Genomic DNA, 12273 nt, shown 5'->3' on the forward strand with positions numbered 1-12273 from the left:
GTCCGGCCCGGGGCACCATCTATAACGAAGGCTTATCAGAAATGATAAGCCTTTTTTATTTCTGTGAATTTCTTACTTTCCACTCTTTGTTTCTATGTTTTCTTTTCTGTTTTCCACTTCATGGTAACGCGTTCATTAAAATGGCACATAACTGTAACTTAATCTTCATCATTACCCATTAGGTTACAGTTTGAATTTTCATGGACGAACACAGGAGTTAAAATGAAACTTGGAAACTTACCATCGTTAACCTTATTAGCACTTGGAATGATGGCTTCAATGCCCGCGAAATCCCTCACAATGGATCTGGTTGGTCGTTACCAAACGGGTATTTACGGTGAAGCAGGGGCAGAAATTGTTGATTATCATAAAAATACACAAAGTGCTTATGTTGTAGATGGCGCAAAGAACCGCATTGACATCATTTCACTTTCCAAGCTTCCTACTACGGCAATTAATAATCCATTGACTGCGAATACGTTAACGGCCATGCACTTGAACTTACCTGAAAAAGTAACGACTTCAGATAACCAAGTTTTGTCATTAGGAACGGCTAATTCACTTTCAATCTATGGTGATTGGTTGGCGGTAGCGGTCGCCAATGTAAATAAAAAAGATGATGGTGTTGTACTCTTCTACAAAATTGAGAAAGACAAACCAGAGCTATTTAAAGCGGTACAAGTTGGCGCTTTGCCTGACATGGTTACTTTCACCCCTGATGGCCAAAAAGTGTTAGTTGCTAATGAAGGCGAACCTACAGCGGATTATCAATTTGATCCTGTGGGGAGTATTGGTGTTATAAACATGGAAAATAGCATGCCAGCAAATACCGCTGTGTTAATGATGTTTGATAAGTTTGAAAGCCAAAAAGCAGAATTACAGGCGAAAGGGTTTAAGTTTGCTAGTCCGAAGGGGCATTCTCTTGCACAAGATATAGAGCCTGAATATATTACGGTTTCAGATGACAGCAAAACAGCTTGGGTATCGTTACAAGAAAACAATGCTTTGGCAAAAATAGATCTGGTTAATAACGACATTGTGGCTATCCATCCATTAGGTCTTAAAGACTTTGGCGATAAAAATAATGGGATCGATGCCAGTGATAAGGACAAAGAAATCAACATTCGTTCTTGGGAAGGAGTTTATGGTCTTTATCAACCGGATACAATATATGGTTACAGTGTTAATGGTCAGCATTTTACCGTTACAGCTAACGAAGGTGATTCCAGGGATTGGTGGTTTGGCGCCGCAGATGAAAAGTCCTGCCTTGATGCTGGTGGGAGCAAATTTGATGAAGAAGATGGCTGTCTTGCCTACAGCGAGGAAACGAGAGCGGGTAAATTAACCTTAGCCGATACACACCCTCAGCTTTCTCACCTAGATAATAAAGAATTAGGTCGATTAAAAGTTACTAAAGCAATGGGCGATGAAGATGGCGATGGAAAATATGAAAAGATTGTCACCTTTGGCGCACGTTCATTCTCAATTTGGAACGATAATGGTGAATTAGTTTTTGATAGTGGCAATCAATTTGCGAAGACCATTGCTGAGCGCTACCCAGAAGGATTCAATACAAATGAATCAGAGAACAAGAAAGATAATCGCTCTGACGATAAAGGCAGCGAACCAGAAGCGTTGGCCATTGGGCAAGTTGATGGTAAAACGTATGCTTTTATTGGATTAGAAAGAATGGGCGGCATTATGATTTATGATGTCTCTAATCCTAAGGCACCGAACTTTGTCGATTATATTTTAAACCGAGATTTAACCGTTGATTATGAAATTGATGATTCTACAAACCCGGTAACCTTGAAAGGAGACTATGCAAAAGCCGGTGATCTTGCACCAGAAGGTATGCGTTTTATTAAAGCTGAAAATAGCCCAACCAAAAATGCACTTTTATTGGTGGCAAATGAAGTCAGTGGAACGGTGTCAGTATATCAAATTAAATAATTTCAGATTTAATAAGATTGCTATAACGTATTCTAATTGGCTGAAGTGGTAGCCAATACTTGAAAGCTAGTCTAAAAACCTTGTTCTGATGAACAAGGTTTTTTTGTTTTACTATGATTAAGTATAAACCGTTATGTTTGGACTGGTTTAACAGAAAGTTAAGTGTATTTATTGAATAGATAACTAACCTCATATTAATTATTTTATGTATAGACGAAAACCTAAAAATATACTTCACTTGTTTGTAGGAATAGGCTCAAAAATATAGCTTAATATTTGATTAGCCTAGCAGAGCAATGATAGATGCCATATCATGAACAAATGTATTTATTTAGAGCGAAACGACATTGAAAAGTCAGGAAGATGTTAAATAAGAAATAATGACAATTTGATGAAATTGATACAAGATATTGATTTAAAGATGTTTTCATTAAATTTAGATACACCTGTACGCTCGAAAGTATTTGCAGAGGTTTGTGAACTGGTTCAAAATTCCATTTATTAGATTACTGGTAAGAGTTCTTTTAAACATCTTATAGGGCAAAGACTGAACATGAGAGTCGTTGATATCATCAAGCACAAAACAGATTCTTTAGCGAAACATCAATTTGAATTGAAAGATTTGATGTCGCCAGTATTGAGAGAATACTGGGCTGATTTTATTAATCGTGCAAACTCACAGCAAATATTTCCTTGGCTTAAAGAGCATCAAACGCCAGCTGTCAATGAAGAAGTTGCACCTGTTGCAGTTCCTGATATTGAATTATCGCCGGAAGCGGATGCATTATTTAATGAATTAAGCCAAAAAATTGGTGAAGAAATGCATGTCGGGGATTGGTTAACTATCGATCAAGAGCGTATTAATGCTTTTGGTCAAGTTACCGAAGACATGCAATGGATTCATACTGATTCTGAGCGAGCAGAGCAAGAATCTCCTTTTAAAACCACTGTGGCGCATGGTTTTTTAACCTTATCTTTATTGTCACGGCTCACCGACAGCGTGGATGAAAAAAATCCGCCTTTTCCAACCGCAAAAATGACGGTGAATGTTGGTTTAAATGAAGTACGTTTTCCATATCCTGTTAAAGCAGGCAATAGTGTTCGTGCTCGTAGTAAATTGTTGAAAGTGACTCCAATTAAGCGTGGTCTTGAAATCGAGCGTGAGATTAAAGTAGAAATAGATGGTGTAAGGCGACCTGGCTGTGTTGTTGTATCGGTTATTCGTTTATACTTCTAATCTTAATAACAAAGTAATATTTGTGAAGCGCTGACAGCTAATCAGCGCTTTTTTAATTTCGGTAAGTAAAACATCATGAGGCTGAGACATGGCAAGAACCGCTGCGGCTCTACACATTTTAGTGAAGCACGAATCACAAGCAAAAGATATTTTGGAACAGCTAAAGAAAGGGGCTAAGTTTCAAGCCCTAGCCAAGAAATACTCTACATGCCCATCAGGTAAAAAAGGCGGCGATCTTGGCGAGTTTCAGAAAGGCGCAATGGTTCCTGCTTTTGATAAAGCCTGTTTTAACGGCGAAGTATTAAAGCCTCAGTTAGTTAAAACTAAATTTGGATGGCATGTGGTCAAGGTGCTTTACAGAACCTAGAAGTGTTTAGGTGCTTTTATTGTCTTATTTCGATAGATGGTTACTGTGGCAAAAAGCAACCTACACGATAAATATTTCTTATGAAGAAGAGTTCAATGATTAATATGATCGCTGAACTCTTTTTTGTTTTTATCTAATATAGATTGCTTAAGCCGCTGGACTCATTGGTTGCGGTACGGCGAGGAAATAGCCTTGGTACATATCGATGTTAAGGCTTCTCATTGTATCCAGTTGCTTTTGGTTTTCTATGCCTTCAATGACGGTTTGTGCATGGAACATTTTGGCAATATTCATTGCCTCAATTAACTTTTGTTTCTCTCCCTTCATGAAGTGGTCGAGTAAACTTTTGTCGATCTTTACAATGCTTGGGCAAATGAGTTGAACCCGTTCAGAATTCGAATGCTCAGAACCAAAGTCGTCTACAGCAATGTTAAAGCCATGATTGTTTAGGTTTTTTATTGAGTGTTGTAATTCATCGAGGTTATCACAGCGAACTTCTAGTAACTCTAAAACTACCTGTCTTGATGATACATTCAGCTTTTCAAGCTCTTGTAGGAAACGAATATCATGCATGCAAGGTGAATCAATCATTTTGCTCGAATTAGGCAGGAAATTTAAAAATAATTTTGCATCACGGTATTGAGATGCAGCAAAGTTATTTAGGTGAAGAATTCGGCTGATAATATCAATGGCTAGCTTATCGTCATCTTCAGGGTTTTGATCAGAAAAATAATACCCAGGGCAAATGTGCTCTCCAGTCTGGTCATTGATTCTTAACAGAGCTTCTACGCCTATAATTTCATTTTCTTGATTGAAAATTGGTTGAAAAACACTGCTAAGTAAAAAGTCTTTATACTTAGAAAAGTGATTGCCAAATTCATCTGTGAAGAAAGAAATTTCTATATTATTAGACATTTAGAAGGCTCTGTTGCACCAAGTTGGTGAGAATGTAACAAATTGAATGATCAACTGCTATAAATATAACTATTCATAGCGAATTTATGCGCCTCAATTAACATAGATCAAATTGTGCAAAATGTATTGATTAATCGTTGAACAATATTACGTCATAAATGCTATCGCTCATCGAAAAAGTCTTTATCACGAATGTACTTGCTCATTAAATGGTAGGAAAAAGGTCTGATCAGCCAACTGAATATGGAGCGGCCGAGTCGTAAAATTGTGGGGGTGTTTTCATAAATTCGCTCATTATAAAGCCATAACATTTTTCCAGTATGCCAATACATAATTGGAATGGGAGGGAGGAATGTGACCATATCAATATCACAACAAATGCGAAATGTACGCCGGGCGAGCTGATAATTCTTTTTAAAGCGCCAACCACCCACAGCCGGTTGACCAAAAGTCACCACACGCTTAATGACATTGGGGTATTTTAATTCTAAATAGTCTGCAAGGACCAAGCCAATCGCCCCTCCTGATGAATGACCAGTGATGCTAATTCGTTTACCAGAATGAATTAATGGGCTAAGAATGGACTCTAAGCGGGTGTAGACAGGGTCACCGAGTTTGTCTTGTCGATGAGCGGGGACACTTTCTTGATGTAGTAGGTAATGAAACCCTGCGTGTATTGAGTAGTTTAAGCCTAATGTGGAAAGACAAGAGCGATGCCACATAGCGAGATTTAAAAACCAGTCTGAAGGGCTATGAGAGCCTTTAATGACAACGATAACTTCTTCTTTATCTTTGCTCCACAATACCCGCATTAAAGTTTTGCCTTTTGCATTTTTTACGATTCGTTGCCCGTTGGGATCGAAACCGTAACGAGTTTGTTTAAAAACTCTAGGGTAGGCTAAGCGGCATAATACGGCGTAACGTTCGTACTGGTATCGTTTTAGGGTCTTCAAGGCATTACATCATGGTTAGAAGTTCTACCATTCAGAATGCCAAGAGTCCGTGAAGAAATTATGACTGTGGGTGTTTAGCTCTGGTAGGGAGACATTTTTTATGAAGGGGTTTAAGCCATCTTTGAATTTTATCTTTACGCACAAACAATAGCAGAGCCGCAACAGCGATATAAATAGCGGGTTCAACAATGGCGGATTTCACCGACCAATAATAATGTATTGGAGCCAAAATAACGGCTACATAGACCCAGTTATGTAATTGTTGCCATTTCTTGCCTAAACGCTTTTGAAATCCTTGTGTTGAAGTAATGGTGAGCAATAATAAGATAACCCACACTGTAGCCCCTAGGATGAGATAAGGCCTTTTAATGATCTCACTGCCAATTAATTGCCACTCTAGCGCAAGGTCTAACCATGCATATCCAGTTAAATGAATAGCAGCCCAAACAAAACTATATACACCTAACAGGCGACGCGTTCGGATGAGCTGGCCTTGCTTAAATTTTTGCGCAATTGGTGAAATTAATAAAGAGAGTATTAATGTGTTTAATGCTGCTTTACCGGTAAAATGTATGATGGGCTGAACGGGATCCGCTCCCAAATGATCATTCAATACGGCAAAAACAAGCCATATAAAGCTGAATAGTTGTGCTAAATGTATGGCAACTTTTAGTACAATAATGTGTTTGGGAGTCAGTTTCATTGCTTAATAATTCCGTTTTAGATCTAAACCTTTGTACAATGAAGCCACTTCTTCACCATAACCATTAAACATTAACGTATCTTGTCTACGTGAACTAAATATACTGCCTTCACCAATAAAGCGTTCGCTTGCTTGGCTCCATCTTGGGTGATCAACATTTGGGTTAACATTGGCATAGAAACCGTATTCATTTGGCCCTAATTTATTCCAAGTTGTGGGTGGCTGTTCTTCCAGTAAATGAATTTTCACGATAGATTTTATGCCTTTAAACCCATATTTCCACGGAACGATCAAACGTAGTGGCGCTCCATTTTGTGGTGCTAAAGTTTTTCCATATAAACCTACGGTCATTAATGTTAGTGGGTTCATCGCCTCGGCAATGGTAAGGCCTTCCACATAAGGATAGTCAATACCACCACCCACTGAATATGAGCTTTGACCCGGTATACGTTCTGGATCATAGAGCGTTTCAAATGCAACATACTTTGCTTTGCTGGTTGGTTGAACCAGTTTTAATAAAGAGGCAAGGCTAAAGCCTAACCAAGGCACATTCATTGACCAAGCTTCAACACAGCGGTGACGATAGATGCGTTCTTCGATTTGCATACTTTTCATTACGTCATCCATATCTAGCGTTACTGCTTTGGCTACTTCACCATCAATGGTTATGGTCCAAGGATCGGTTTTGAATCCTTTAGCAAGCTCTGCGGGTTGTCCTTTACTGGTGCCAAATTCATAGAAGTTATTATACGTCAATACTTTATCTTCAGGTGTTAACGACAAGCCTTGTGTTGAATACTTTGAATCAATGCCTTTTAATGCTATACGTGGGTCTTGATAAGGTGTTTCATCTTTTGCTGGAGAGAAAACGTCAAAGAGCCCTGCGTTTGCTTGAGTTGCAAAAGGAGTGACGGCAGCGGCAAGGCCTAGCTTCTTCACGATTTCACGGCGTTGTTTGTAAATTGCCTCTGGCGTTGATTCATTTTCATTTAAGAACCAAGAAGGGCGGTTTTTAATTAGCATAATAGAGTCCTTTTTATCGCTGTTCTTGTTTAACAAGCGCTTTAAATACCATCATTGCTTAACATGACCGTGCTAGCTATTAAGATATTTCAATTAATTGAATAGAATTATCGATAATGTACCGCAGATTAACCGAAGCGGGCTGTAGGATACTTCTGAAACAAAAGTGCCTGACAAAATGTTACAGAAAAAAACAGAAAAAATGTGTGGTATTAGTGTCTAACATTATAGTGTTAGTTAAAGGTTGGTGGTGTTGAAATAATTCGCAACAAAATACCAACAACTGCATCAGTTTTTTTGAACAAGTTGTTCAGTGGTATGAGTTTGATTAAAAAGTGGATTCAGTAATACTTTACTGAGTAAATAGAAACAGTAGACGATGATATGAAACTTGAAGTAAAACAATATAACTTTTTGGCAAAACTGAACCATTGGCTATCGGCAATTATCATCATTGGATTATTTGCTGCTGGTTGGTGGATGGTGGATCTCAATTACTATAGTGCATGGTATCAAGATGCTCCACATTGGCATAAATCAGTTGGTTTGTTACTTGCCGCTTATACCGTATTTAGAGTTGTTTGGAAGTTAATAACAGCGACGCCTAAAATTGAAGGGTCACATTTTGAAAAAGTAGCAGCTAAGATTGCCCATACTTTAATGTACGCTCTGCTTTTTGGGATTTTCATTTCAGGTTATTTGATTTCAACATCAGATGGACGTGGAATTGATATTTTTGATTGGGTAACTGTACCTTCGTTAGGCGCTTTGTTTGAAGACCAAACCGAAATTGCAGGGACTCTACATTATTATTTTGCTTACGTGTTAATAGGGCTTGCATTGGTTCATGCAGCAGCAGCTTTAAAACATCACTTTATTAATAAAGACAATACCTTAAGAAAAATAACAGGAGCTATAAAATGATCAAAATGGAAATGAAAAAATGGCTAACCACAGCAGGTTTATGTGCGACCATGGTTCTTCCTATGGGTGCTATCGCTGCTGATTATAAAATTGATACCAAAGGTGCGCATGCCTCTGTCAACTTCCGTGTTAGCCACTTAGGGTACAGTTTTACTCAAGGTCGCTTTAATGATTTTGCAGGTACTTTCTCTTATGATGCTAATGATATTGCCGCTTCTAAAGTCAGTGTAGAAGTGGATACGGGCAGTATTGATTCAAATCATGCAGACCGTGATAAGCATATCCGAAGTGGCGACTTTTTAGATGTTAGTAAATACCCAAAAGCCACATTCACAAGTACAAAAGTGACTGATCAAGGTGAAGGTAAATTGGCTGTTGATGGTGATTTATCTCTACATGGTAAAACTCTGCCTATTACTATTAATGCCGAATTTATCGGTGCAGGTAAAGACCCATGGGGTGGTGAGCGTGCAGGCTTTAAAGGCACAAGCCGTATTGATTTAAAAGATTTCGGCATCCAAGAAATGGCTGGAGCGAGCTACGTTGATTTAGATCTTTATGTTGAAGGTGTAAAGCAATAATTTGATGTTGCTACATCTGTAATAGACAGATAAAGAAAGGGCTCGCATTCGTGTGAGCCCTTTTTGTTGATATTTTGAATAGTTTTGTTATTTAATCGTAGATAGTCGGAATTGGCTGACGTTTATGTTGAGTCGCTTTATAGATACCAACTAGACGTTCGATTACATCGGAAGAAACGTCTTTTCCTTCAAGGAAATCATCAATTTGATCGTAAGTGAGGTTCAGGGCATCTTCATCGGCTTTTTGTGGTGCTAATTCTTCTAAGTCCGCGGTGGGAACTTTTTGTACTAACTGTTCAGGTGCGCCTAATTCACCAGCAACTTGACGAACTTGGCGCTTACTTAAACCAAACAAAGGTGCGAGATCGCAAGCCCCATCACCAAATTTGGTATAGAAACCTGTAATGTTTTCTGCAGAATGATCCGTACCCAGTACTAAGCCTCCCACGTAGCCTGCTACTTCATATTGAGCAACCATACGAGCGCGCGCTTTTACATTCCCTTTAACAAAATCTAACCTAGCCGGATCGTTTGGTAATAAATTGGTGTGGCTTAACGATTCATGCGTCGCTGCGTTAATACCATCAACGCCTGCTTTAATGTTCACTGAAATAGAGTGGGTTGGTTTGATGAAGGATAGCGCGAGTTGTGCTTCATCTTCATCTTTTTGCTCGCCGTATGGCAAACGTACCGCGATAAATTGATAACTGGTAGACTGACTTTCTTGATTAAGTTCATCAATAGCCAGTTGTGCGAGACGGCCACAAGTTGTGGAATCAACACCTCCGCTGATCCCTAAAACCAATGATTTGCAGCCAGATTCTTTTAGTTTGTTTTTGATAAAAGAGACACGACGAGCGATTTCAAACTGAGGATCAATTGATGGCAATACTTGCATTTCTTGGCGGATGAGTTGCTCCATGAGGCTTCCTTATTGTGCAGCAAAAAATAAACGTATTTATCATATACCTAAATGTCTTTAAGATACTAGGGGCGGTTGAACTTTCAAGATGATTTATGTGCACTATTTGCATACAATTCCATCTGGTGACTAATTTAAACGAAGAGTAAAAGGAAAGAGAATGAAATCTAATATTGCCATATTTGGTAGCGCATTTAATCCGCCAAGCCTTGGGCATAAAAGTGTATTGGATTCTTTGTCTCACTTTGATCAAATTTTATTGGTCCCTAGCATTGCTCATGCGTGGGGCAAAGATATGTTACCGTTTGATATTCGTTGCCAAATGGTTGAAAAATTTCTTATTGATGTTGACTTACCCAATGCAAAGCTCAGCAGAATAGAAGAAATCTTGTATACTCCAGGTGACAACGTCACAACCTTTTCGGTGCTTAATAATTTACAAGAGCTGTATCCAGAAGATGGTTTAACTTTTGTGATTGGCCCAGATAATTTTGCGAAGTTTTCCAGTTTTTATAAAGCAGATGCAATTATGCATCAGTGGTCAGTTTTAGCTTGCCCTGAAACACTGCCTATTCGAAGTACCAGTATCCGACAGCGGTGTTTGAATGGGGAAAGCATTGAAGATTTAACAACACCTTTAGTGAATGACTTTATACAACAGCAAGGGATATACCGAGATTAACTTAAAGGCGTATTGGCAATAGCAAGGCAGAGTTCATTGGCATTACTTTCAGAACCATTAAAGAAGTCTGCGATTACTTTTTCTCGTTTAGCGCCTGAAGAGCGTGCTTTTAAGGCTTCACGAACATTAATGACCATTTGAAAAGACATGGCGTTTGGAGATTGTTTGCATGCTTTTTCTAAGGTGTTTTCTCCAGTATTAATTTGAGGTTTTAGTGTTTCTAACTCAAAATTTAACGCTTTTAACCATGTCGATTGTTGGTTATTTTCTGGATTGAAGGGCTGCAACGCCAACTGTTGTAATAGAGCTAACGTAAGTGGTGAAATGGCACAGTAACCAGCCTGATAAGAATAACGACTTCGTGATCGTGCAGAAATCTCTACTTCTAAGACATGAGTGTTGGGAAAGTAAGTGGTGGCTGTTAAGCAATCTAATGGCAACCAAAATGCGTCATGCGATGAGATGACATATTCTTCTTTTCCAACTCTAGCAGACACATGGCCATCCAACACAAAGATGAGTTTGTGCTTCATGGTTTTCTTTCTCGCTGTCATGGAAAGAAAAGAGTGTTGAACGGTATGGTGTGAGATTAAATAATTCATTGTGTCAAAAAGCTTAGATTGTTAGGTGAATCCTAGGGCGCTAAGACTAGCTTTTTCTGGCTTTCATGCCAATCTTTAAACGCAAACGTCGCGTAATTTTATCTTCGAGCGTTCTGGTGACAAAAATTAAACCTGCGTCTGTTCACTATTTTTATGAATTCATGTACTTTACGCGCTGATTTTTAGGTTTTGCGTTGAATAACTACTGTCTATTGGACGCCGTGCAACGTAAAATAACGTGTTAATTCATAACTGCAGTAATTTAATGAGTATAGATAACGATCCTTACAAAGAAATTCGTCCGTATAACGATGATGAAATCCCGGCAGCGCTTGAACGTTTAATTAACGATGAAGACTTTATTAATGCCATTATCAAATATCGTTTTTCTCATAAACCAGCTTGGTTCAAAAAGCTCGTTTCACCGGCGATTCAAATCTATCTAAAGTTTAAGTGGTCTAAACTAAAAACAGTTGAAGATATACAGCGTGAAGTTGAGCTGTATATGGGTTCAACGTTAGAAAAAACCACCAATGGGGTAACCTATTCAGGCTTAGATAAACTCGATCCTGAGCAATCTTATTTGTTTATCTCGAATCATAGAGATATTGCGATGGATCCGGCGTTGGTCAATTGGGGTTTATACAACAATGGCCATAGAACGGTACGTATTGCAATTGGTGATAACCTGTTAAAAATGCCATGTGCAACGGAAATGATGAGGCTAAATAAAAGCTTTATTGTGAAACGTTCAGCAAAGGCACCGCGTGAAATGATGAAAGCGCTTGGGTTGCTTTCTTCATATATCAAACATTCACTTGATACCAATAACTCTATTTGGATTGCTCAACGAGAAGGGCGAGCAAAAGATGGCAATGATCTAACGGAACCAGCTATCTTGAAGATGTTCAACGTTGAAGGCAGGCGTCAAAAAGTGCCTTTTGGCGAGTATATGAAATCTTTAAAAATCGTTCCAGTTTCAATTTCCTATGAAAATGATCCTTGTGATATTGCCAAAGCCAAAGAGTTGCATGAAATAGAAGTGAATGGCCGTTATGAGAAAACAGAATTTGAAGATATTGAAAGTATCGTTAAAGGCATTATTGGTGAGAAAGGTCGCGTTCATGTGAGTTTTGGTAGCGTGATTACTGATAACTTTGAAACACCGGAAGAAATGGCGTTAGAACTGGACCGCCAAATTCACTCTTTATACCGATTATACCCAGTGAATTTATTGGCGGCGGGTAAACAAAGTGATGCGATTACTGATGAAGTAGAAGCCAATTTCGCAAGTAAATTAAAGCAGATGCCACCAGGTGCACAGCAGAAGCTTGTTGAAATGTATGCCAATCCGGTGGCTAAAAAATCGAATTTAGATTTGGTTTGAGTGCCTCTAGTTTAATGATTCTAG

13 protein-coding genes are annotated in these 12273 nt (G+C 38.7%); 7 read left to right on the forward strand and 6 right to left on the reverse strand.

Annotated elements, in window-relative coordinates; translation table 11 throughout:
* Positions 1-222: 222 nt before the first annotated feature.
* From A1QC_RS04250 to ppiC, 3 genes are all read left to right on the forward strand, one after another.
* Positions 223-1953, forward strand: coding sequence for a choice-of-anchor I family protein (locus A1QC_RS04250; protein WP_017023638.1), 1731 nt, complete (start codon positions 223-225; stop codon positions 1951-1953).
* A 553-nt stretch (positions 1954-2506) separates the two neighbouring features.
* Entirely contained in the window at positions 2507-3190 is a 684-nt protein-coding gene (locus tag A1QC_RS04255; RefSeq protein WP_017023640.1) for a MaoC family dehydratase, read from the forward strand.
* 88 nt (positions 3191-3278) lie between these two features.
* Positions 3279-3557 carry a peptidylprolyl isomerase PpiC gene (ppiC, locus tag A1QC_RS04260; protein WP_017023642.1) on the forward strand — a complete coding sequence of 93 codons (279 nt, stop codon included), beginning with the start codon at positions 3279-3281 and terminating at the stop codon, positions 3555-3557.
* Positions 3558-3704: 147 nt separating this feature from the next.
* Here ppiC and A1QC_RS04265 read toward each other — a convergent pair whose 3' ends face one another.
* The 4 genes from A1QC_RS04265 to msrP form a co-directional block, all read right to left on the reverse strand.
* Complete coding sequence (locus A1QC_RS04265) at positions 3705-4472, reverse strand: EAL domain-containing protein (protein WP_017023643.1); 768 nt, start codon at positions 4470-4472, stop codon at positions 3705-3707.
* 161 nt (positions 4473-4633) lie between these two features.
* Positions 4634-5425, reverse strand: a complete 792-nt coding sequence (locus A1QC_RS04270; RefSeq protein WP_026025635.1) for a lipase family protein — start codon at positions 5423-5425, stop codon at positions 4634-4636.
* A gap of 58 nt (positions 5426-5483) precedes the next feature.
* Positions 5484-6128, reverse strand: a complete 645-nt coding sequence (gene msrQ / locus A1QC_RS04275; protein WP_017023645.1) for a protein-methionine-sulfoxide reductase heme-binding subunit MsrQ — start codon at positions 6126-6128, stop codon at positions 5484-5486.
* A gap of 3 nt (positions 6129-6131) precedes the next feature.
* The gene (gene msrP / locus A1QC_RS04280; protein ID WP_017023646.1) at positions 6132-7151 is read right to left on the reverse strand and encodes a protein-methionine-sulfoxide reductase catalytic subunit MsrP; all 1020 of its coding nucleotides are present in this window, start codon (positions 7149-7151) and stop codon (positions 6132-6134) included.
* Positions 7152-7535: 384 nt separating this feature from the next.
* On the opposite strand from msrP, the gene A1QC_RS04285 reads away from it, so the two are divergent.
* Positions 7536-8075 (forward strand): cytochrome b, encoded by a 540-nt coding sequence (locus A1QC_RS04285; RefSeq protein WP_017023647.1) that lies wholly within the window; start codon positions 7536-7538, stop codon positions 8073-8075.
* 11 nt (positions 8076-8086) lie between these two features.
* Complete coding sequence (locus tag A1QC_RS04290; RefSeq protein ID WP_026025636.1) at positions 8087-8656, forward strand: YceI family protein; 570 nt, start codon at positions 8087-8089, stop codon at positions 8654-8656.
* Positions 8657-8747: 91 nt separating this feature from the next.
* On the opposite strand, the gene nadE is transcribed toward A1QC_RS04290, so the two are convergent.
* Positions 8748-9578 (reverse strand): ammonia-dependent NAD(+) synthetase, encoded by an 831-nt coding sequence (gene nadE / locus A1QC_RS04295; RefSeq protein ID WP_017023649.1) that lies wholly within the window; start codon positions 9576-9578, stop codon positions 8748-8750.
* 160 nt (positions 9579-9738) lie between these two features.
* Here nadE and A1QC_RS04300 point away from each other — a divergent pair, with 160 nt between their 5' ends.
* Complete coding sequence (locus A1QC_RS04300; protein ID WP_017023650.1) at positions 9739-10260, forward strand: nicotinate-nicotinamide nucleotide adenylyltransferase; 522 nt, start codon at positions 9739-9741, stop codon at positions 10258-10260.
* On the opposite strand, the gene A1QC_RS04305 is transcribed toward A1QC_RS04300, so the two are convergent.
* Positions 10257-10793, reverse strand: coding sequence for a hypothetical protein (locus tag A1QC_RS04305; RefSeq protein WP_017023651.1), 537 nt, complete (start codon positions 10791-10793; stop codon positions 10257-10259). The genes A1QC_RS04300 and A1QC_RS04305 overlap by 4 nt on opposite strands.
* Positions 10794-11127: 334 nt before the next feature.
* Between A1QC_RS04305 and A1QC_RS04310 the strand changes: the two genes are divergently transcribed.
* Complete coding sequence (locus tag A1QC_RS04310) at positions 11128-12249, forward strand: 1-acyl-sn-glycerol-3-phosphate acyltransferase (protein WP_017023652.1); 1122 nt, start codon at positions 11128-11130, stop codon at positions 12247-12249.
* The last annotated feature ends 24 nt before the right edge of the window (positions 12250-12273 follow it).

Source organism: Vibrio rumoiensis 1S-45 (assembly GCF_000286955.2).
Lineage (GTDB): Bacteria > Pseudomonadota > Gammaproteobacteria > Enterobacterales > Vibrionaceae > Vibrio > Vibrio rumoiensis_A.